The following is a 21,443-nucleotide window of genomic DNA, read 5'->3' as shown; positions in this document are numbered from 1 at the left end:
ACGAGGGAATAGCAAGTGGCCCAAACCTTATATGATAAAATTTGGCAAGCCCATGTGGTCGCCAGTATTAATGATCAAACCGATTTACTGTATATCGACCGTCATTTAGTTCACGAAGTAACATCACCACAAGCGTTTGCAGGTCTGCGTGAGAAAAACCGCAAAGTGCGTTGCCCAGAAAAAACCTTTGCAACCATGGATCATAACGTTTCAACAAAAAGCCGTTCGTTAGATGCTGCAAGCGAAGTGTCTAAAAACCAGTTAATGGCACTGGATGCAAACTGTAAAGAGTTTGGTATTCAACTTTATGATTTAAATTCGATTAATCAAGGTATTGTGCATGTAATGGGGCCTGAGCAGGGCATTACCTTACCGGGTACGACCATTGTTTGTGGTGACAGTCATACTTCAACCCATGGTGCGTTTGGTGCACTTGCGCACGGTATTGGTACCTCAGAGGTCGAGCACGTATTAGCAACCCAAACCTTACAGCAGAAAAAAGCCAAGTCGTTAAAAATTCAAATTAATGGTCGTTTACGCCCAACAGTCACAGCGAAAGACCTAATTATGGCGGTCATTGGTAAGCTAGGGACCGCGGGTGGCACTGGGTATGTAGCTGAATTTTGTGGTGAAGGCATTGAAGCACTGTCAATGGAAGCACGCATGACGCTGTGTAACATGAGCATTGAAATGGGCGCAAAAGCCGGTTTAATTGCACCTGATCAAACTACCTATGATTACTTAAAAGGTCGCCCATTTGCACCAAAAGGCGATGACTTTGACGCAGCAGTTGCCTATTGGCAAACACTAAAAACGGACGAAGGCGCGCAGTTTGACCATGTTGTTGAATTACAAGCAGCCGACATTCAACCGCAAATTACTTGGGGCACCAGCCCTGAACAAGTTATTGGCGTAGATGAGTGTATTCCAGACCCAGACCAAGAGCCTGATTTAATAAAAGCCGATGCGATTCGCAGCGCACTGAAATACATGGGTTTAAAGGCGGGTGACAAGCTGTCTTCAGCAACGGTTGATACGGTATTTATTGGTTCATGTACTAATAGTCGTATTGAAGACTTACGTGCCGCTGCACAGATTGTTGAAGGTAAGCAAGTTGCAGCCGGTGTAGAGGCATTGATTGTTCCAGGCTCTGGCCTTGTTAAAAAGCAAGCAGAAGACGAAGGACTTGCTGATATCTTTAAGGCAGCAGGGTTTGAATGGCGTGAGCCGGGGTGTTCAATGTGTTTAGCAATGAATGACGACCGATTAGAAGCAGGTAAACGCTGTGCATCGACCTCAAATCGTAACTTTGAAGGACGTCAAGGTCGCGGTGGGCGCACTCACTTAGTTAGCCCAGCAATGGCTGCGGCAGCTGCAATTCATGGTCGTTTTGTTGATATCAGAGGAGAAGCCTAATGAGCGTATTTTTTAGTGGCTTAATGGCCCCGTTAGATAAAAACAATGTAGATACTGACCAAATTATTCCAAAGCAGTTTTTAACTTCGACAAGTCGTGATGGCTTTGATGCGGCGCTTTTTTATGATTGGCGTTACTTAGATAATGGCGAGCCAAACCCCGAGTTTATTTTGAATCGCCCTTGTTACCAAGGTGCGCAAATTCTTTTAACTCGCGACAACTTTGGTTGTGGTTCATCGCGTGAGCATGCGCCATGGGCATTAAAGCAATATGGTTTTGAAGTCATTTTAGCGGAAAGCTTTGCAGATATTTTCTTTAATAACTGCGGCAATAACCAAATGCTTGCTATCGCATTACCGGCAGAAACACTTGAGCAATTATTTGTACTGAGTGAACAGTATGATGATATTCATATTGAGGTTGATTTAGAAAATCAGCAACTTCGTAGCGATAAATTTGAGACCATTCATTTTGATATTCGTCATGACATTAAAGAACGTTTATTAAGTGGCCTAGATTTTATCGGAGTAACCGAGACGCTTAACGGCCAAATAGATGCTTTTGAAAAGCAACTTGCAGCCACGAGACCTTGGCAATAAACGTGTATTACATGTGGAACCTAAACGCGGCGTAAGCCGCGTTTTTATTTATTACTTATCGTGATTGCTTTCTTTGTCATGTATAAATCGCTAATCTAAAACACGTATTTTTTATTTAAGGAACACACCATGAAATATTTAGTGGCATCAATGCTAGTGACAGCATCATCAGTGGCAATTGCACGCCCAGCGCCGTTAGTGTCAATACCGAGCCATGATGGCTTTTTTAATAATATTGCAGCGCATTGTGGCAAAGCGTATGAGGGAAAAGTTACGGTTGATAATGCCACTGGGCCAAGCTCATTTGCAGGTAAAAAGCTTATTATGCATGTGCGCCACTGTAACGAGCGTGAGTTGCAAGTACCATTTCATGTTGGTGATGATGCGTCGCGTACATGGATCATAACTAAAACGGGCAGTGGTTTGAGTTTAAAGCACGACCATCGCCATAAAGATGGCAGCGATGATGCGTCTACAATGTATGGCGGTCATACTGTTGATGCTGGCTTTGTGAATGCTCAGTCATTTCCTGCAGATCAATATTCAAAAGAGTTGTTTGCAAGCCAAGGTATTCCGCAGTCGATGGGGAATACGTGGCAAATGTATATTTACCCAAAACAATTCACCTACCGTTTAGTGCGTGAGGGTCGTGAGTTTCGTGTTGACTTTGACTTAACAAAACCGATTACACCTCCAAACGCTCCGTGGGGCTACACTGATTAACTAGCTCCAAGTAAACTCAAGAAGTTGGCGTTAATAGTAGCCGCTGGATACCGACTTATTATCCAGCCTTTTGGTTAATTAGCGTCGTCTTCACATTGCAATACTACGGTTAAAGGTGGCTGGTAGGCACGTGGTTTCGTAGGAAAGCGCTCGTACTCTTGTACGCCATCAGTCACTCTTAACATAAAAGGTTTGTCCTTACATAACCGGCTAGCATGACGCAGTAAAAAGACGCTTTGATTTTTGAAATGTGGGTAATCATCAGATTGAATTTCAAGATGATAACGACCATCTGCCAATTTGGTTTGATAGTAATGGACTTTCTCATCAAAGTCGTAGAGTTTCTCGGTTTCGCCTTTTGCGGCCTGGGCAGCACTGCACCCCGCAATCAATATCATCGCGCTGAACAGTAGTGCTTGTGTACTTCTAACTCCACTCATAAACACTTAACTCCATGTGATTAATGCGTTAATTCATCGCATCGTTGAACCATGAATTAGCATCCATAGTCAAACTAAGGTAACGTTACATCTATACGTAGTTTAACACCCAAAAGGGACAATGTGATGCTCAGTAAAATAAAACAGCTCTTTTCAGCAATGGACAACAGCCAATCTAACATTAGCGAACATGACCTCAAAACGGCTGTTGCTGCACTATTAATTGAGGTGATGCGCGCTGACAATGAGTTACAAGATGATGAGCAACAGGTACTGAACAACACCTTAAAGAAATACTTTTCTTTATCAGACGAAGAAGTGCTGGAGCTTGTAGAAGGTGCGTCGAAAAACTTAGATGAAGCGATTGATTACTTCCAATTTTCTAAGCAAATTAACGCTCAGTGCAGTGCCGAGCAGCGCATCGATATCATCGAGCTGTTATGGCGTTTAGCGTACGCTGATGGCGAACTTGATAAACATGAAGAATTAGTTATTCGCCGTGTCGCGAGTCTTCTGTATGTGACTCATGAAGACTTCATCGCTGCAAAATTAGCAGCGACAAAGTTGAGTTAAACGCTTACTTATTTAATTTACTGGCGACACTGACAAGCTGCTGTGCAAGGCTGGCAACTTGTTCGGCGGTATCGGCATCGTTAATGCGGCCTTGTTCATCTAATTTCGTGTGGATAGCGGGCACTGCAAGTTGGTCAGCTAATACTAGGCTACCGATGCCGGATAAAATATCGCGTACATGATTTAAACCACGTAGGCCGCCTAAACCACCAGGTGATGACGCAAACAGTGCCGTTACTTTGTTACGAAATGCAGGCACTGCACCTTGCTCAGTTCGCGAAGCCCAGTCGATGGCATTCTTTAAAGGTGCTGTAATAGAGCCATTATATTCTGGGCTTGCTAATAAAATACCGTCGGCAGCACGTAGTTTATCTTTTAAACGTTGTGCACCTGCAGGTGTACCCTGTGCTTCTATATCTTCATCGAATAGTGGTAAGTCTAAATCGCTTAGTTTAAGCACTTCTACTTCAGCACCGCTTTCAAGGGCGAAGCGTGCTGCTTCATTAATTAGTTTTTGATTAAAGCTGTCTTTACGTAAGCTGCCTGCGAGGGCAATGATTTTTGGTGCTGTCATGATGGCTTCCTTTTAAGCTTCACGGTTGATATCTTAACTTTAGCAAAAAACAGCTTGCAGAAAAGCCAAATAAACGCAAAACTTATGTGCATATACGCACACAAGAGGGCGCTATGGCAATTCAATTTGATGATTGGCAAGATGTAAAAGTTGCTTATGAAGTCGCACGACTAGGTACATTAACTGCCGCGGCAGAATCTTTGGGTGTTCATCACAGCACGGTACTCAGAAGGGTTAATAACTTAGAAGAGAATCTTGATGCACGCTTATTTCATCGCCATGCGCGTGGTTACACCGTGACAGAAATAGGTGCAAAGCTCTTTGCGACAGCGAAAGCGATTAATGCAGAGCTCGAAAAGCTACACAACGATATTATTGCTGCCGACAGTCAACTGCGTGGCAGTTTATTACTGACAACGGTCAGTGGTTTCATTGATGTATTAAGTGAAGTATGCGAACAGTTTCAGAGCCTACACCCGCAAGTACGGCTTGAAGTGATCCTTGACCAAAACCGATTACGTCTTGACCATGGTCAAGCTCATATTGCTGTACGTGCAGGCCCTCGCCCTGATGAAGGAGATTATATTGCTCAGCATTTGGCTGAGTTATCGTCCGGGTTTTATGCGTCAAAAAGCTACATTGAAAAATATGGTTTGCCGAAAACCTTACAGCAGTTAGAGCAGCATAGTTTTGTGTCGGGTGTAGCTGGTTACAACGCTAAAGTGCCTTATTTTGCTTGGGTTGATGAGCACATAGCACCCGCACAAATCAAGCTTAGAGTATCAGAAACATCAGAAGCAACGCGTGCTATTGTTAGGGGGCTGGGCATTGGTGGTTTACAGCATGAGGTCGCAGATCAATACCCAGATTTAGTGCCTGTGCTTGCAAAAGAACTCGTTTGGCCGACCGACCTCTGGTTGGTAACACATCACTTGGTGCACCGCACCGCGAAAGTACAGGCGTTTAGCCAGCTACTAAAAGCCTATTTTAAAAAATTAAAAAACTAGAGCGACTTTTTTACGTTAATACCCAAGCGTTTGGCCAGCCTCACAAGGTTGGCCCTGTCGACTTTAAGCGTGCGGGCAGTGGCTGCCCAGTTTAAGTTGTGCTGTTCTAGTTGCTGCATAATCATCTGATAACTAAACGCATCGGTAGCTTCTTTTAATGACAGCGAGGATGTATTGGTATTGATAAGCTGAGTCGTTGTGTGCGTGTTTGTAGCACGTTTTTCTATATCACAGTGCTGTGGTTCAATGGTGATGATTTTCTGTTGCCATTGTTGTTGTTTGGCTTTCAAAGCAGCTCTACTTATCACGTGTTCAAGCTCTCTCACATTACCAGGCCAATCATATTGGCGTAGCAATATTTGCGTGTCGATACCCAGTTTTAGCTGTTTTATAGCAAGTTTGCGCGCAGTTTGCTCAACAAAAAAGCCAGCCAAAAGAATCACATCATTTTCGCGCTCTTTTAGTGCGGGTACGTTAAGTGGGTAAACGCGCAGCCTATGATAAAGATCTGCGCGAAAACGTCCTTCAGCAACTTCTTGTTTTAAATCGCGATTTGTTGCTGCAATAACGCGTACATCAACGTAACGACTTTGATCTTCACCCACGGTTTGCACTTCGCCACTTTGCAGTACGCGCAACAACTTACTTTGCATTGCTAAGGGTAATTCACCAATTTCATCAAGAAAAAGTGTTCCGCCATCAGCGAGTTGAAATTTACCTTGGCGAGTTGAATGGGCGCCAGTAAATGCGCCTTTGCTGTGCCCAAAAAATTCACTTTCTGCCAGATTCTCAGGTAACGAAGCACAATTAAGGTGGATTAAGGGTTGTTCTCGTCGCTTCGAATTGAGATGAATATTACGTGCAACAAGCTCTTTCCCGACTCCAGTATCGCCTTGTATCAGTACGCTAAACTCCGATGCAGCCACTAATTGAATATCATTTTTTAGTATTTGCATACAGTGGCTATTACCAATTATTTCAACACCTTCTCGGGTTAAAGCCTCAAGATTAAGTTGCTGAGCTAGTTGGTGATTGTGCTGTGCATGTTGCTGGTAATGTTGCACTGTAAGGAGGGTTTCAACATGTGCTGCGACTAATTGCATAAGCTGTGTGAGCTGAGTATGGGGGACATCATCAAAAGCATATTCGTTGAGGCTATCAAAGGTTAAAACAGCCAGTAATTGTGAATCTTGCTGTTGACTGTAAAGGGGCAGCCCCATGCATGCATGTACAGGAAAATCCCCCTCACGACTTTGTAATAAACCATCATAAGGGTCAGGAAGCTCACACTCTTTAGCAAACTTGAGCGGTTGGGTGCTTCTGCAAATTTCAAATAAACGAGGGTGCTCGTTTATCTCAAAGCGTCTGCCAAGAGTGTCTTGAGACAAGCCGCGCTGGGCGACGGGTTTTAACGTTTCGCCCTGCTTAATAAGTAGGGCAACGGCATCACAGTGTATCCATTCACTTATACAGCTTAGTAGATCGCTAAAGTCGTTTTTGTTTGGATTTACGTGGGCAAGTGCCAATGCAATATCGAGGATGCTTTTTTGGCTTGTCATGTCAAATTGACCTAAATGTGTTCTTTTGTCTTTTATAATGGTGAGTCATTATGACACATAAGGCAATGATTTGTTTTTAATTGATTGAAAATTAATGGTTTTTATTTTTGGCGTGAACTGTGCAATAAGCTGACTAATTCAGGCAAATAAGGGTTGCAATGAAAGTCATTAATTTAACAGAGCCAATGCCAAAAAAAATCCATGTTTATCAGCTAAGTAAATGGCCAGTATGGGGATTAGCATTTAGACCTTTCTTTTTAGGGGCTGGTATTTTGGCTGTTTTATCTATGAGCTACTGGCTGCTAATTCTGAGTGGCTATGCAAGTTGGCAGTTAACAATGCCTGCTACGCTGTGGCATGCCCATGAAATGCTATTTGGGTTTGCAGGGGTCGTTGCTATGGGATTCTTACTGACCGCAGCGCAAACGTGGACAGGTGTGCCAAGTGTTAGCGGTATTAAATTGTGTTTACTTAGTGTGACTTGGGTTATCGCACGCGGCAGTTTCTTTGTTGACGTAAATGGTATTAGTCAACTTAACCTTTACTTGGTAGGGGGATTTCAGCTTGTGTGGTGGTTGGCTGGTATTGCTATTTTGACTGATATGCTCTTACAGGCTAAAAGCCGTCATAATTATTTGTTCATTTTTATTACCGCCATGCTATGCGCGTGCAATATGATTTTCCTCAGTTTGGTCGTTTTGCAAAAGTTTTCCTTTGCGCTAAGTATTGTTGATACCGCCGTTTTACTCATGGTGTTATTGGTGGGGGTTGTTGCGGGGCGTGTTGTGCCTTTTTTTACCGCACGCGGTCTTAATATTACTGAACAAGTGCGCAGCCCTAAGCTTGATAAGCTACTGCTATTCAGTTCGTTATTTGCCATTGCTTGGTATTTCTTAAGCCAGTTATTTTTTAACACATTGAGTGTTGGCTGGGTATTCGCATGGCTAGCTACCTTGCATTTTTATCGCAGTATTTTGTGGTGGCATGCAGGTGTATTAAAAGTGCCTTTATTGTGGTCTCTGCATTTTGCTTATTGGGCACTGGCAATAGGTTTAGCGTTAATCGCTGTTAGCTTTTACAGCCCACTCATACTCTTTAAAGATGCGTTGCATCTTGTCACTGTTGGCACGATTGGCTTAATGATTCTTGCCATGATGGTGCGTGTATCGCATGGCCATACAAGTCGTCCTTTACAGGTGCCTGTACTCGTGAATGTCGCCTTTATGCTTATTGCAGGAGCTGCCATTGTCCGTGCTCTGCTCCCCGCTATTTTAAACCATCACCTTGCGTGGCAATTAAGTGCATTGCTATGGGTGCTGGGTTTTATTTTATTTTTATTTCATTGTGCGCCCATTTTACTTAAACGTCGTGTTGATGGCCGTCCAGGTTAACTACTCTTGAATAGGAAAAAATATGTTATCTGAAAAAACGATCCAGGTTGTAAAAAGTACACTGCCTTTGCTTGCAGAAGCAGGTCCGCAAGTTACTGAGTACTTTTATGATCGTATGTTTAGTTATAATCCTGAGCTAAAAAATATTTTTAATATGACCCATCAAAAATCAGGGCATCAGCAATTTGCATTATTCAATGCGTTAGCTGCTTATGCTGCAAATATTGATAATCTTGAGGTCTTAAAAAGTGCGTTAGCGCGTATTAACCATAAACACACGAGTTACCATATTTTGCCAGAACACTACTCGATTGTTGGTGGGCATTTAATTGCGACCTTAAAAGAGTTATTGCCAGAGCAATTTACCCCTGAGGTTGAATATGCGTGGCGTGAAGCATATGCATTGCTTGCCGATGTATGCATTACAGAAGAAATGGCGCTATATCAAAAAACTAAACAAGCTAAAGGGGGCTGGTTTGGTACTCGTTTGTTTACGATCACTAAAAAACACGTTGAGTCAGATTCTATTACCAGCTTTACCCTCACTCCTTGTGATGGAAAGCCCGTTGTGTCGCACTTACCTGGTCAATACTTAGGTATAAAAGTCCACTCTAAAAAGACTGAGAATACTCAAATTCGCCAGTACTCTATCTCACAAAAAAGTAACGGTGAAAACTATCGGATCAGTGTGAAGCGAGAAGGACTGGTTTCTAATTATTTACATAGTTTAGATGAGGGCGAGCACATAGAGGTCTACCCACCCGCGGGTGATTTTGTTTTACGTGAAAGTAACAGCCCTGTGGTATTCATTTCTGCAGGGGTTGGTCAAACACCCTTGTTGGCCATGCTGCAAAGCTTACTTGACAAGCAACCTAGTCAGCCTATCCATTATTTACATGCCTGTGATAACGCTGCGCAATATGCATTTAAAGATTATTTGCTGTCAGAAGTTAATACACACCAAGGGCTGAGTTGTTTTACATGGTTTAAAGAAGGAGCCGGAGCCGATTTTACTGGTTTGATGGATGTTGCTTTACTGGCTGAAAAGTTACCGCTTAGCGATGGCGCGTTTTATATCTGTGGACCCATTGCTTTTATGGCTTTGATTAAACAGCAACTTGTTAATTTAGGTGTGGCAGCCGAGCGTATTCATTACGAAGTGTTTGGTCCTCATCAAAGCCTATAATAGCGATATCTGACAAGGGTTAATTATTGACAATTGCATGGATAGCAACGCTATTCATCAGAAGCACTAGAAAATGAAAGGCGCAGTAACATACTGCGCCTTTTTTGCTATTTGACTTCGCATTCCACATTGGGCAGTGGAATACGCAACTCTTTTTTAGGGTAGTAAAGTACGCATTGATCAGCGGCTTTTTGCAATATGAACTTTTCAGATGGAATGCTATGTGCCCCCATAATTGGCATACCATCTGGACCTTTACTGGTGCCGTGATCAATCAATAGTTCTGCGCTTTTTGTAAACACATCATCAGCGAGCGTTACTAAGCTACCACCTTTGGCTGACTGAATCGCTTGTTGCAACTGAGTGATGACACCTGGGTTGACTCGCGTTAGTGTGGCATTTTGTGGTTGTTCGGCTTGGGTACTTTTACACGCCACTAAGCTTGTTAACATAGCGACAGCCAGCACATGTTTTTTACTCATTGCTCTTTCCTTTCGCTGAAACTGGACGAGTTAAATCCATGTTTTCTCTGTAAATAGGACGATTTGGTGAAAGCGATAACCCAGTCTCTTGTTCTGCTTGTGATGCAAAGTTTAGCTGTTTAGTTGCTGATGCTTGCGCCACAACAGGACAGCTATCATTTTCAATATGATAAAGAGCGGCCGCGAGGAGTCCTTCTTGTTGGTCGCCTAAAGAGTGATCAAAGTCATCAGCAACGACACATCCTTTCACATCAGCTGCAAATTGTGGTGTTGGTGTTGGGTTTAAGCCATCGGCGTATTCACCAAAACCTTTAAAGTTGGCACCGGTAAACTGAATGGTGTAATACGTCGTGGCGCAGTTATGCGTTGGGGTAAAGCCATAGGGTTTACCACAGGTTTTACCACCAATTAAAATAACTTCAGCATCAATGCCTTTTAAGCCATTTATAAAAGCTTCTGAGGCAGAACAAGTGCTTTCAGTGCTCAGTACATAGACTTTTGCTAAGTTAAGATCTGGCAGGGTATTATTAGTTACCTCAAAAGTTGAGTAGTCCACTTCAATATCAACGAACGGAAATGGGTTTTCAACAGGTTGTTTGTCGTTTTTAATGGTTTGATAGTAATAGTAACCTTGAGTATTAGCAGGGCCTGCGACCATATAAGCAAGCTGCGATGACAGCGCTAACAAGCCGCCACGGTTATATCTAAAGTCGATTACGAGTTCATCAATATTGTCGGCTTTAAACTGATTGACCGCATCAATAAGTCCTTGCTGAGCAATACTAATATGGCTATTAAATTGCATGTAGCCAACTTTGAAACCGTTTTCGGTAGTGATGGTGCCAACGTTTTGCACCGGCGTTTGGGTGATATTTCCGGCGACGATATTAATCGACTTTTCAGTGCCATCATTGCTGCGCAACTTAAAGTTGTGAGATTCGCCAGCTGTTGGACTAAAAAGTACTTCGTTTAATGTATCGACGCCTGCTGCGGTATTGCTATCAATGCTTACATTGTCAACCGATAGAATAGTATCGCCGCGCTGTAAACCTGCTTTAGCGGCTGGCGAATCATCTTCTAGATAAGCAACGCGCAACTCACGCGGAGGAGTATTCTTAATAAATGCCCAGTTAATTCCGTAGCCAGATACGACACCTGATTGCGCTTCTTTAAAGTAATCTTCGGTCGGTTCGCTAAAGTGGAAGTTATCTTTGTTAGCACCTGAGTCTGTTTTTTGGAACGTTTTTAACTGTGCAAAATAAGCGGCCACTGAATTAAAGTTATCTGGGTTATTATCTTCAATTTCATCGTACCAAAGGTAAGTTTCATTGCTCCAAGAGCGTAACCACATTTTCTCTGTAAATTCAGAGCCTGCTTTATCTGGGTATGGTTGGTTATTGTTGTAAGGATCAGTGCCCGTGCGTGGTATTGCACATTGGTCTTTAAATTCACTCGATGAGGCAAAAGTACCCGCAGTCCATGTTGGTCCAGAATTTGTTGGGGGTGGTGTAGGCGTGCTTGTATCTGGGTTGGTTGGCGTTGATGAACCTCCGCCACCACAGCCAGATAAAGAGAGGCCTGACACTGCAAAAAAGATTGCTACTGCGAGTTTGTTATTTTTAAACATTTGTTTACTTTCCTGTAAATAATTGTTTAAAAAGTATCAACAAGAAAGAGGCAAGGCAATAGAGTACGGTTGTAGTTTTGTAAACAGGTGTACAAATTTTACAGTGCTTTTCTATTGCTTATTTCGGCTATCTCGAGTTTTTGCCATGACTCAAACAAGGTGCGTTGCTTATCTGATATTTTTAAGTCATAGGTTTTTTGCATATAAAAATAGGTGTCTGCTATACGTTTTCTTGCATAAAGTGGTGGTTCGAATACGCGCTGTTTAAAATCTATTTTCACAGGGCATGCGCCGTAGTTGGCGCTGCTGGTTGTAACCATTCCATAGCGGAAATTTGAGCGGTCGGCATTTATTTCACCAATTGCAGGGGCTAGATTATGGATGTCAGCCTCCATTTTACGAAACTTTTCACTGACTTTTCGGCAGTTTTTACGCCCGCCATTTTGCCAACATTGTAATTGGTGCCCAAACTCCCACGCAGGGACTATATGTTCCCATTCAATTCGTTTCGCGCGTGCATTTTCTTTACCAGAGCGAGTGATTTCGTTACGTGGTATGTACCCGCAGACGCTCGGGTCGGGCACCAGTTTTTTTCCTTGGCGTTTAATATCACACCCGCAATATAAGCTTTTAGCGTTTTCGGGTAAGGTTTTAATAAGGTATTTTTTGGCGCTAGAAAAGTTTGAAAACTGTTCCGCAGACGCCGTGAAGCATAACAACAGGCATAAAGTTGCTGATAAAAGTAAACGCATATCCATCACATAAGTGAACTACTGGAAACACTATTGTAAAACGCAGAGCTGAAAAGAAAAAGAGTACGCGCCAAAAGTAAACTATAGTCATTAATAAATACAGTCTATGGGAGTTGAACAATGCGATTGGGTGCGTTTTCTGTGAGTTTAAATGTACAAGATATCCATGCTTCAAAGCTGTTTTACGAGAAATTGGGGTTTACTCAGTTTGCGGGTGAGATAGAGCATAATTGGTTGATTATGAAAAACGGTGAACATTTAATTGGTTTGTTTCAGGGGATGTTTGATAAAACCATGCTGACTTTTAACCCTGGCTGGGACCAAAGTGCGAGACCTTTAAGTGAGTTTAGTGCTTATGATGAACTAGAGGCGCACTTTAAACAACAGGGGATGGCGGTACAAAAGGTCGGTGATGCCAGTTTTATTGTCACCGACCCTGATGGTAACCCTATTTTGATTGATCAGCACGTGTAATCGGTTTACGGCGTCTGATACGGACATTTTGTAGTAATAAAATAATGCCCGTAATACAAAATAATACGCTACTTGCGGCAAAGCTAATTAGTAATGGGTTGTTGAAATTTTCTCGTTCATCATAATCCATGATATGCAACATCCAGAAAAAGTCAAAAATGCGCCACAAAGTGCTACGAACAGTAATGACTTTACCGGAGTCGCCTTCTAAATAAACGGTTGTATTTAACCAATCGTTATAGCTCACTTGCCACACATTGGAGCGGTGACCGACTTCTCTCGCTCCTTTTTCTAGTAACTGCGCACCCGCGACATCCGCCTCGATGAGTAAGTGTGCATTGGCATTGGCAATAATTTCAGTTTTAGTTGGTGTGCTCATAGCACGACCAGATTGACCGTCAAAGTTAAACACGCCTTTATTAGTCGTCACTTCGATGATGGGAGTGGTTAAAAAATGACGGTATTGAATGCTATCAATTTGCTGAAATTGTTTGGTTATTTGGTCAAGAGAAACGGGGTAATCATGCAAGGTAAATGGATTATCTAAGCTACGATTGGCTAAATGTTTACCATGTACTTTTTGAAGGGGTATTGAGCTCATTACTAAGCCCCCTAATAACCAAAAAAAGAGTTGTATGGCGAGTAAGTAACCCAGCCACTTATGCCCTTTACGGGCATATTTAAATACGCGCTTATTCATTGATTACCTCTTATTATTTTTTTATTGGGCAGCGGTATAGACAGAGCGAATCAACGCTCTTGCAGCATTTACTGTATTCTAAATTTGGTTTATGTACAAAACTGAGTTAAAGTTTCAGAGATATCAATAGAGGGTAAAAACGAGAGTATGTCGGAAATTCAATTTTTAAATGTAGATCTGGAACTTGAATCAAAACACGATATGAGTGCGCTGGTAGCTGATTTAAAGAAAAACGCCATGGTTTTACATTACGACCAAGATGAATACCGTCAATTAGCACGTATTGAAGCCGCGGCTGATATCGGCACACCAGATAAAGCTATCAACCAATTATGTGAACTTATAGAGTCGTGCTCACGCAATGCATTAAAGCAATGGTTATCTTGCTCAAAGCGTACTTTCGATATTGGGTTTGAGTCGGGTGACTCACCTAAATGTTTTAATCAAGCCCTGCACGCAGACACCTTATTACGTATTTCAGCGATTGGCGCAGGGCTCGAAATTACTATTTATCCTGTTGAGCGTTAATCGCTAACGCTTGACTACCGCTGCGGTCATTCGTGATACGCAGCATAGTTCACCTGCCGCATTCGTTATTTTAATTTCCCATACAGATGTTCGCTTACCTAAGTGCAGTGGCTTTGCCGTGGCTGTTAAGAGGCCTTTTCGAGAGGCTTTAATGTGATTGGCATTTATTTCTTGGCCAACAGCATAATATGCGGTGAAGTCGACCACAAAATTGGCTGCATAACTTGCTACAGTCTCTGCTAAAACAACATTAGCACCACCATGGACCATCCCCATAGGGTTATGATGCTCTGGAATAGCGGGCATAGTGGCCACTAAATAATCGTCGCCGATTTCGGTTATTTCAATGCCCATTGTTTTCATTAATGTGCCTTGCCCAGTAATACCCTGTTCGAGTTCTTTACATAATTCGAGGGTGAATGGTTGATACCAAATGCTCATTGTGTTTCCTTCGCAAACTAACTTCTTAAGTGAAATATCGGTATACAATATGGTATCTATCCCCACCGTTCAATGCTTGTTTTTTATCATGAGAGGAAGGGGAATTTAAATTTGCGATTTTCAGATAACTGTATATACTCACAGTTAAATGTACTGTATGGAAAACCAGTTGTATGCGCCCATTAACAAAACGCCAATCGCAAATTTTAGAACTTATTAAAGTATTTATTAAAGACACTGGTATGCCACCTACGCGTGCTGAAATAGCGCAAACATTGGGATTTAAAAGTGCCAATGCCGCTGAAGAGCATCTAAAAGCACTGGCAAAAAAAGGCATGATTAAAATGAAGCCTGGAGCAAGCCGAGGCATTCAATTAGTCGAAGAAGACGAGCCAGAACAGCTTGGCTTACCACTGATTGGGCGTGTTGCCGCGGGTGAACCTATTTTGGCGCAAGAGCATGTAGAAAGCCATTGTCAGGTTGACCCTGCATTGTTTAAACCCGCTGCAGACTTCTTATTGCGAGTTAACGGCATGAGTATGAAAGACATTGGCATCATGGATGGTGACTTACTGGCAGTACACAAAACGCAAGTTGCAGAAAATGGCCAAGTTGTTGTGGCACGTGTCGATGACGATGTGACTGTAAAACGTTTAGAAAAAGCAGGACGTAAAGTATTTTTGCATGCTGAAAATGAAGAATTTGCCCCGATTGAAGTGGACTTAGAGCATGAGTCATTTAATATTGAAGGCTTAGCGGTTGGGGTTATTCGCAACGCTGATTGGATGTAGCTTTTTATATTACGCGTTAATCGTTACAAGCAGAGTAATTACTTTATCTGCTTTGCTAAACTTTTTTGAAACAACGCACCAAATTGATTCAATTTGGTGCGTTGTTTGTTTTTGACCGTTTACCTAAGATTTGTTCACCCTTACTTTCTACATAAAGCCTTATACGGCGCAGTTTTCCTTTCTTTTTAAGTTTTTATACTTGCCTTAAGTATTAATTAACGCGCTGATTATAGTTGTTATTTTTGCACCAAAATAAACATTTATTACCACAAAAACTTGCTTATTGCTCATTTTTTAACTAATTGGTTAAGTACATTGTATTAACACCTATTTACGAAAAAGACACACAACAAATGTGTAAGGGGGTTAAACAATGAGTGTGTCGTTCACTGCGTCGTGATGATACACAGACCCAAGCTGTTTGCAGATGACACATCAACCATCGATTGGTTTGGGTATTTAAACAATAAAAAAAACGAATGGGCACCAGCTGTAACGCCTTTTCGCTTTGCGTCTTGCAATAGCATTAAAAGGAGCTGTCACATGGGTAAACTGCGTTACACCTTGTGGCTTATATTGGTAGCACTTCCGCAACTTGCTTTGGCAAATAGCCAATTCAATATGCGTAAAGGTGTCACTGATATAAGTAATAATGTTTATGAATTACATATGACGATATTTATTATCTGTTGTGTGATTGGCATCATCGTATTTGCGGTGATGTTTTGGGCTTTGATACATCATCGTAAGTCTAAAGGGGCAAAGCCTGCCCAATTCCATGAAAGCACGAAGGTCGAGATACTTTGGACTGCAATTCCATTTGTGATCTTAATCGCTATGGCGATCCCTGCCACCAAAACGCTTATTGCCATGGAAGATGCTTCAAAAGCAGATATTACAATCAAAGTAACAGGGTCGCAGTGGAAGTGGCACTATGAATACATGGGAGAAGATATTGCTTTCTATTCGATTTTAGCGACACCGAAAGATCAAATAGATAATCAAGCCGAAAAAACAGAGCACTACCTACTCGAAGTCGACAAACCTCTGGTGTTACCAATCAACAAAAAAGTACGTTTTTTAATGACCTCTGATGATGTAATACATTCTTGGTGGGTTCCTGATTTTGCCGTGAAAAAAGATGCCAATCCCGGCTTTATTAATGAAGCATGGACACGCATTAATGAGCCCGGTATGTACCGCGGCCAATGCGCAGAGTTATGTGGCAAAGACCATGGTTTTATGCCGGTGGTTGTTGAGGCATTGCCAGAAGATGAGTTTGCGACTTGGCTTGCAGACGCAAAACAAGCGAAAGAACAAGCCGCTGCTGCAGATGCCGCATTACTTGATCAAACTCTTTCGAAAGATGAATTAGTTGTTTTAGGCGAGCAAGTCTATATGGCCAGCTGCGCAGCCTGCCATCAGCCCACTGGCATGGGATTGCCTGGTGTATTTCCAGCCTTAAAAGGCAGCCCAATCGTGTTGGGCGATGTGAACGATCATATTGATATTGTTTTACATGGTAAGCCTGGTACAGCGATGCAAGCGTTTGATAAACAGCTTTCAATAAAACAACTTGCAGCAGTCATCACTTATAAACGCAATGCGTGGGGTAACAATACCGGTGATGTCATTCAACCGAGTCAGATTCAAGCAGCAATTGATGCAGCAGCGGAGGCGAACTAATGAGTAACGTTATTAATGAGCAAGCCACTGAGCATGCGCATCACGACCACCATCATCCAGCGAAAGGTTTCAAGCGTTGGTTATATACAACCAACCATAAAGACATCGGTAGTTTGTACCTGATCTTCTCATTGACGATGTTTTTAATTGGCGGCGCCATGGCTATGGTGATCCGTGCTGAATTATTCCAACCAGGTTTACAATTGGTTGATCCTCACTTTTTTAACCAAATGACCACAGTACATGGGTTGATCATGGTATTTGGGGCTGTGATGCCCGCCTTTACAGGGCTTGCAAACTGGATGGTACCTATGATGATAGGTGCGCCAGATATGGCCTTACCACGAATGAACAACTGGAGCTTTTGGATTTTACCTTTTGCCTTCCTTATTTTATTGGCATCGCTGCTTATGCCCGGTGGTGGTCCCGCTTTTGGTTGGACGTTCTATGCACCGCTTTCAACGACTTACAGTAACGACAATACCGCGCTGTTTGTGTTTGCAGTGCATATTATGGGTATTAGCTCAATTATGGGCGCTATCAATGTCATTGTGACAATTGTAAACCTTAGAGCGCCGGGTATGACATGGATGAAACTGCCTCTATTTGTATGGACGTGGCTGATCACGGCTTTCTTACTGATTGCTGTTATGCCCGTGCTGGCAGGTGCCGTGACAATGGTATTGACCGATAAGTACTTTGCGACCAGTTTTTTTGATGCTGCTGGTGGCGGAGATCCGGTGATGTTCCAGCATATTTTCTGGTTCTTTGGTCACCCTGAAGTCTACATTATGATCTTACCTGCGTTCGGTATTATCTCAACGATTGTGCCGACCTTTTCGCGCAAAAAATTATTCGGCTATGCGTCCATGGTGTATGCAACCTCATCAATAGCACTCTTAAGCTTTATTGTTTGGGCACACCACATGTTTACGACAGGTATGCCGGTTGCTGGCGAATTGTTCTTTATGTACGCGACGATGCTGATTTCGGTGCCAACTGGGGTAAAAGTGTTTAACTGGGTGGCAACAATGTGGCGAGGCTCTATTAGCTTTGAAATACCCATGATGTTTGCAATCGCCTTTATTGTGTTATTTACGTTGGGTGGTTTTTCGGGGCTTATGCTTGCTATTACACCGGCCGATTTTCAGTATCATGACACCTACTTTGTGGTTGCCCACTTCCATTATGTATTAGTTACAGGTGCTGTGTTCTCCATTATGGCTGGGGCCTATTATTGGCTGCCGAAGTGGACGGGCAATATGTATAACGAGACCTTGGCTAAATGGCACTTTTGGTTATCGCTTGTTAGCGTTAACGTGCTGTTTTTCCCAATGCACTTTGTGGGGCTTGCAGGTATGCCCCGCCGTATTCCAGATTACGCACTTCAATTTGCTGATTTCAATGCCATCATCAGTATCGGTGGGTTTGCGTTTGGTTTATCGCAACTGCTGTTTGTTTTAGTGGTCTTTAAGTGTGCCAGAGGCGGCGAAAAAGCCCCCGCTAAAGTATGGGATGGCGCTGAAGGATTGGAGTGGGAAGTTGACTCACCAGCACCGTATCACACCTTTGAGACGCCACCGGAGATTAAGTAATGAATCACGCACCTTTGCTTAAAAAGCTGTTGTTAGCATGTTTAGCTATGTTTGCATTTGCCTTCGCATTGGTGCCACTTTATGACGTGTTTTGTGATGTTACGGGCCTCAATGGTAAACCCTCACTTGAACAAGCCAAAGTCAGTGAGCATGTAAATACTGAACGTCAGGTTGATGTGAGTTTTACAACTCATGCGCAAAGTGGCGCCCCATTCAAAGTGGAGTCTGAGCAGTACAGCGTCGCTGTGCAGCCAGGCGCCATGCGAGAAGTTAAGTTTAGTGCTAAAAATACCAGTAATACTGACAAGGTAATGCAAGCTATCCCAAGTGTTTCACCCGGTAAAGCAGCAAAATATCTACATAAAATTGCTTGTTTTTGTTTTGATCAACAGCCGTTAAAAGCAGGAGAAGAAGTGGAATTCACTTTACTGTTTTATGTTGATACTGAACTACCCGATGACGTGGAAGAGCTAACATTGTCGTACACCGTGTTTGATATTAGCGGGCAAGTTGTGGCCAAGAACGATTAAGCCGCCAAGCTAATTGCTAATTAGGAGCAAACAAAATGAATCAAAATTACGAAAAATATTATGTGCCAGCCGAGAGTCCTTGGCCAATTGTTGGGGCTGTCGCAATGTTTTTAATTGCAGTAGGCGCAGGCCTCACTGTAATGCAAGTAAACGGCGAAGGAAACAGTGGTCAGTTCGTCTTATATCTTGGTATTGCGATCCTCATATATATGGTTTTTAGTTGGTTTAAAAACGTGATTGAAGAGTCGCACAAAGGGTTATATTCAGCACAAATGGATCGCTCATTCAGACAAGGTATGAGTTGGTTTATTTTTTCTGAAGTGATGTTTTTTATGGCGTTCTTTGGGGCATTATTTTACGCCCGCATGATCTCGGTACCTTGGTTAGGTGGTGCGGGGAATAATGCCATGACCAACGAGGTACTTTGGCCTTCATTTGAGGCCGTATGGCCATTGTTGACAACCCCTGCGGGAGAGACAACACAAGCAATGGGTTGGCAAGGCTTACCGCTGATTAATACCCTTATTCTATTAACTTCATCGGTCACTATCCACTTTGCGCATGTTGCCATAGAAAACAATAAGCGGGGGGCACTCAAAACGTTCTTATCACTCACTGTGTTGCTTGGTGTGGTGTTTTTGGCTCTGCAAGTTTATGAGTATATGCATGCATACCAAGACTTGGGTCTAACCCTTGATGCGGGAGTGTATGGCAATACCTTCTTTTTGCTGACCGGCTTTCACGGCATGCATGTGACCTTAGGGACAATTATTTTATTTGTGGTACTGCTGCGAATTTTTAAAGGTCACTTTACCAGTGAAAAGCATTTTGCCTTTCAAGCTGCGGCTTGGTACTGGCACTTTGTTGACGTGGTGTGGTTGTGTTTATTTGTATTTGTGTACGTGCTGTAGCGTTATGAATTGGCGATGGGTTAGTGTGAATAAAGCCCAGTTTTAATGCTGCAATAATGATGATCAGTACCATGGCAGAGAAAAACACTCGTCGACCTAAATAGTGAGACATCGGTCGCGAGTGTTGCTTAGTAGACATCATCACAAATAGTGCCCGAAACAGATTAAACACGATATATAACAATAACAGTGTAATGATGATTTTTATCATTTTAGGTTTCCTAGATGCAGTTGATTTTAAGGCGTAAACAAAAGCTTAGCTCAATTATTGCAATTTGCGTTGTGTCACTTGCTGTGCTGGTGTGTTTACGGCTGAGTGTATGGCAGTATCAACGTGGTGAGCAAAAACAACAGCAATTAAGCCAGCTTGAGCAGTCAGAACAGCAAGGTGTAATGGACTGGCAGGCATTTCAATTATTACCTAATCAGGTTGATAAAACAGGTTTAAAGCTGACTTTGAATGGGCTCATCAATACGCAGCGTTATTGGCTGTTAGATAATCAGATTTACCAAGGACAAGTAGGATACGACCTACTTGCTGCTGTAAAAATTAATGATGATATAGCGCCTGTCATTGTTAATTTCGGCTGGTTGAAGGCACCGGTTGATCGTAGTCAACTCCCCACCGTAAATTGGCCTCAACCTTCACACATATCTACCACAGTGCAACTCAAACAAGGTCAGCTGCAAGGCTTTACGCTAGCAGATGAAATTGGCGCTGAAGCTGGCTGGCCTAAGCGTATTCAAGCAATTGATTTAGACATTTTTAGTCGTCAACTAGCGCAACCTCTGCAACCGTTTTTAGCCTACCGCCTTGCAGCTGATGACATAGCGACTCCTCATTACGAAAGTGTAGTGATGGGGCCAGACAAGCATTATGCCTACGCTGTGCAGTGGCTGCTCATTGGTGCGGCCTGTGTTGTTATAGCTTATTTTGCGATGAAAAGGAGGCGTAATGAAAGTTAATCCACTTAGTTTATTTGCTTTATGTTGCTTTGTGCCACTGGCGTTAGCGTATACAGCATTGAAACTTGATTGGCTGCCCAGCGGTTCAAGTAATTACGGGGAGCTGTTAGAAACAGAAGTAAAGCTTGCAAATTGGCAGCAGGGCGATCCGAAACCATGGACGATTGCGCTTAACTACCCAAAAAGCTGTCACTCGGTTTGTGAAGCCCAGTTAGCCAGCTTAGACAACCTTCATATTGCCTTGGGTAAGAATCAGCAAAAGGTTGATGTTGCCGTTCTTACAAATCAGCAAGATATAGCCACTAGTTGGCGACAATTAGATGAAAACTCAGCGCTTAAAGCGGGAGATTTATATTTGGTCGATCATATGGGCTTGGTGGTACTGCACTATCCTTACACTGATGAGCCAGAACAAAACAGATTAATTCAAAAAGGGTTACTGAAAGATCTAAAAAAACTACTTAATTATGCGCGTTCAAGTTAAAGCTCAGT

The 21,443-nt window shown here is 42.7% G+C and carries 25 protein-coding genes; 16 read left to right on the top strand and 9 right to left on the bottom strand.

From position 1 onward, the window contains the following. The first annotated feature begins 15 nt into the window (after window positions 1-15). From leuC to GZH31_RS15500, 3 genes are all read left to right on the top strand, one after another. Window positions 16-1,416: a 3-isopropylmalate dehydratase large subunit gene (gene leuC, locus GZH31_RS15510; RefSeq protein ID WP_036973457.1), complete on the top strand. Its 1,401-nt coding sequence runs from the start codon at window positions 16-18 to the stop codon at window positions 1,414-1,416. Continuing rightward, window positions 1,416-2,015, top strand: a complete 600-nt coding sequence (leuD, locus tag GZH31_RS15505; protein ID WP_036973455.1) for a 3-isopropylmalate dehydratase small subunit — start codon at window positions 1,416-1,418, stop codon at window positions 2,013-2,015. The genes leuC and leuD overlap by 1 nt, the downstream gene beginning before the upstream one ends. Window positions 2,016-2,144: 129 nt before the next feature. Then, complete coding sequence (locus GZH31_RS15500) at window positions 2,145-2,738, top strand: hypothetical protein (protein ID WP_036973454.1); 594 nt, start codon at window positions 2,145-2,147, stop codon at window positions 2,736-2,738. Window positions 2,739-2,812: 74 nt separating this feature from the next. Here the strand turns inward: GZH31_RS15500 and GZH31_RS15495 are convergent, their stop codons facing one another. Continuing rightward, a complete protein-coding gene (locus tag GZH31_RS15495) occupies window positions 2,813-3,136 on the bottom strand; it encodes a hypothetical protein (protein ID WP_371915646.1) in 324 nt (107 codons plus the stop codon). A gap of 168 nt (window positions 3,137-3,304) precedes the next feature. On the opposite strand from GZH31_RS15495, the gene GZH31_RS15490 reads away from it, so the two are divergent. Then, window positions 3,305-3,751, top strand: a complete 447-nt coding sequence (locus tag GZH31_RS15490; RefSeq protein ID WP_180311217.1) for a TerB family tellurite resistance protein — start codon at window positions 3,305-3,307, stop codon at window positions 3,749-3,751. Window positions 3,752-3,755: 4 nt separating this feature from the next. Here the strand turns inward: GZH31_RS15490 and GZH31_RS15485 are convergent, their stop codons facing one another. After that, window positions 3,756-4,325: an NADPH-dependent FMN reductase gene (locus tag GZH31_RS15485; RefSeq protein ID WP_036973450.1), complete on the bottom strand. Its 570-nt coding sequence runs from the start codon at window positions 4,323-4,325 to the stop codon at window positions 3,756-3,758. Window positions 4,326-4,438: 113 nt separating this feature from the next. Here GZH31_RS15485 and GZH31_RS15480 point away from each other — a divergent pair, with 113 nt between their 5' ends. Next, window positions 4,439-5,332, top strand: coding sequence for a LysR family transcriptional regulator (locus tag GZH31_RS15480; protein ID WP_036973449.1), 894 nt, complete (start codon window positions 4,439-4,441; stop codon window positions 5,330-5,332). Here the strand turns inward: GZH31_RS15480 and norR are convergent. Next, window positions 5,329-6,891, bottom strand: a complete 1,563-nt coding sequence (norR, locus tag GZH31_RS15475; RefSeq protein WP_036973447.1) for a nitric oxide reductase transcriptional regulator NorR — start codon at window positions 6,889-6,891, stop codon at window positions 5,329-5,331. The two genes, GZH31_RS15480 and norR, sit on opposite strands and share 4 nt — an antisense overlap. A 158-nt stretch (window positions 6,892-7,049) precedes the next feature. On the opposite strand from norR, the gene GZH31_RS15470 reads away from it, so the two are divergent. Next, the gene (locus GZH31_RS15470) at window positions 7,050-8,282 is read left to right on the top strand and encodes an NnrS family protein (RefSeq protein WP_074989185.1); all 1,233 of its coding nucleotides are present in this window, start codon (window positions 7,050-7,052) and stop codon (window positions 8,280-8,282) included. Window positions 8,283-8,304: 22 nt separating this feature from the next. Then, entirely contained in the window at window positions 8,305-9,468 is a 1,164-nt protein-coding gene (hmpA, locus tag GZH31_RS15465) for an NO-inducible flavohemoprotein (protein ID WP_036973442.1), read from the top strand. 107 nt (window positions 9,469-9,575) lie between these two features. Here the strand turns inward: hmpA and GZH31_RS15460 are convergent, their stop codons facing one another. From GZH31_RS15460 to GZH31_RS15450, 3 genes are all read right to left on the bottom strand, one after another. Beyond that, window positions 9,576-9,950 (bottom strand): hypothetical protein, encoded by a 375-nt coding sequence (locus GZH31_RS15460; protein ID WP_036973440.1) that lies wholly within the window; start codon window positions 9,948-9,950, stop codon window positions 9,576-9,578. Continuing rightward, window positions 9,943-11,577 carry a S41 family peptidase gene (locus GZH31_RS15455; protein ID WP_065979423.1) on the bottom strand — a complete coding sequence of 545 codons (1,635 nt, stop codon included), beginning with the start codon at window positions 11,575-11,577 and terminating at the stop codon, window positions 9,943-9,945. Before GZH31_RS15455 ends, GZH31_RS15460 begins: the two co-directional genes overlap by 8 nt. Window positions 11,578-11,675: 98 nt before the next feature. Next, on the bottom strand, window positions 11,676-12,335 hold the full coding sequence (locus GZH31_RS15450) for an endonuclease (RefSeq protein ID WP_074989189.1): 660 nt from the start codon (window positions 12,333-12,335) through the stop codon (window positions 11,676-11,678). Between the two features lie 114 nt (window positions 12,336-12,449). Here GZH31_RS15450 and GZH31_RS15445 point away from each other — a divergent pair, with 114 nt between their 5' ends. Next, window positions 12,450-12,803 (top strand): VOC family protein, encoded by a 354-nt coding sequence (locus GZH31_RS15445; RefSeq protein ID WP_180311216.1) that lies wholly within the window; start codon window positions 12,450-12,452, stop codon window positions 12,801-12,803. On the opposite strand, the gene GZH31_RS15440 is transcribed toward GZH31_RS15445, so the two are convergent. Continuing rightward, on the bottom strand, window positions 12,778-13,503 hold the full coding sequence (locus GZH31_RS15440) for a hypothetical protein (RefSeq protein ID WP_180311215.1): 726 nt from the start codon (window positions 13,501-13,503) through the stop codon (window positions 12,778-12,780). The two genes, GZH31_RS15445 and GZH31_RS15440, sit on opposite strands and share 26 nt — an antisense overlap. Window positions 13,504-13,650: 147 nt before the next feature. Between GZH31_RS15440 and GZH31_RS15435 the strand changes: the two genes are divergently transcribed. Then, window positions 13,651-14,031, top strand: coding sequence for a hypothetical protein (locus GZH31_RS15435; RefSeq protein WP_065979420.1), 381 nt, complete (start codon window positions 13,651-13,653; stop codon window positions 14,029-14,031). Window positions 14,032-14,034: 3 nt separating this feature from the next. Here GZH31_RS15435 and GZH31_RS15430 read toward each other — a convergent pair whose 3' ends face one another. Next, on the bottom strand, window positions 14,035-14,472 hold the full coding sequence (locus GZH31_RS15430; protein WP_036973431.1) for a PaaI family thioesterase: 438 nt from the start codon (window positions 14,470-14,472) through the stop codon (window positions 14,035-14,037). A 173-nt stretch (window positions 14,473-14,645) separates the two neighbouring features. Here GZH31_RS15430 and lexA point away from each other — a divergent pair, with 173 nt between their 5' ends. From lexA to GZH31_RS15405, 5 genes are all read left to right on the top strand, one after another. Then, window positions 14,646-15,263: a transcriptional repressor LexA gene (gene lexA / locus GZH31_RS15425; RefSeq protein ID WP_036973430.1), complete on the top strand. Its 618-nt coding sequence runs from the start codon at window positions 14,646-14,648 to the stop codon at window positions 15,261-15,263. 543 nt (window positions 15,264-15,806) lie between these two features. Further along, on the top strand, window positions 15,807-16,949 hold the full coding sequence (coxB, locus tag GZH31_RS15420) for a cytochrome c oxidase subunit II (protein WP_036973429.1): 1,143 nt from the start codon (window positions 15,807-15,809) through the stop codon (window positions 16,947-16,949). After that, complete coding sequence (gene ctaD, locus GZH31_RS15415) at window positions 16,949-18,544, top strand: cytochrome c oxidase subunit I (protein WP_036973428.1); 1,596 nt, start codon at window positions 16,949-16,951, stop codon at window positions 18,542-18,544. The genes coxB and ctaD overlap by 1 nt, the downstream gene beginning before the upstream one ends. Next, window positions 18,544-19,074 carry a cytochrome c oxidase assembly protein gene (locus GZH31_RS15410; protein WP_036973427.1) on the top strand — a complete coding sequence of 177 codons (531 nt, stop codon included), beginning with the start codon at window positions 18,544-18,546 and terminating at the stop codon, window positions 19,072-19,074. The genes ctaD and GZH31_RS15410 overlap by 1 nt, the downstream gene beginning before the upstream one ends. A 35-nt stretch (window positions 19,075-19,109) precedes the next feature. Then, a complete protein-coding gene (locus GZH31_RS15405; protein ID WP_036973425.1) occupies window positions 19,110-19,985 on the top strand; it encodes a cytochrome c oxidase subunit 3 in 876 nt (291 codons plus the stop codon). Here GZH31_RS15405 and GZH31_RS15400 read toward each other — a convergent pair. After that, on the bottom strand, window positions 19,885-20,196 hold the full coding sequence (locus tag GZH31_RS15400) for a DUF2909 domain-containing protein (protein ID WP_075594307.1): 312 nt from the start codon (window positions 20,194-20,196) through the stop codon (window positions 19,885-19,887). The two genes, GZH31_RS15405 and GZH31_RS15400, sit on opposite strands and share 101 nt — an antisense overlap. Before the next feature lie 14 nt (window positions 20,197-20,210). Between GZH31_RS15400 and GZH31_RS15395 the strand changes: the two genes are divergently transcribed. Together GZH31_RS15395 and GZH31_RS15390 are read left to right on the top strand one after the other, a co-directional pair. After that, the gene (locus tag GZH31_RS15395) at window positions 20,211-20,951 is read left to right on the top strand and encodes an SURF1 family protein (RefSeq protein WP_180311214.1); all 741 of its coding nucleotides are present in this window, start codon (window positions 20,211-20,213) and stop codon (window positions 20,949-20,951) included. Beyond that, window positions 20,941-21,435, top strand: a complete 495-nt coding sequence (locus tag GZH31_RS15390; protein WP_036973422.1) for a hypothetical protein — start codon at window positions 20,941-20,943, stop codon at window positions 21,433-21,435. The genes GZH31_RS15395 and GZH31_RS15390 overlap by 11 nt, the downstream gene beginning before the upstream one ends. The last annotated feature ends 8 nt before the right edge of the window (window positions 21,436-21,443 follow it).

Origin of the sequence: Pseudoalteromonas sp. JSTW, assembly GCF_013423925.1 — a bacterium.
Taxonomy (GTDB): domain Bacteria; phylum Pseudomonadota; class Gammaproteobacteria; order Enterobacterales; family Alteromonadaceae; genus Pseudoalteromonas; species Pseudoalteromonas lipolytica.
The sequence above is the reverse complement of the archived record's forward strand: the minus strand, read 5'-3'. Positions and strand labels throughout refer to the sequence as shown.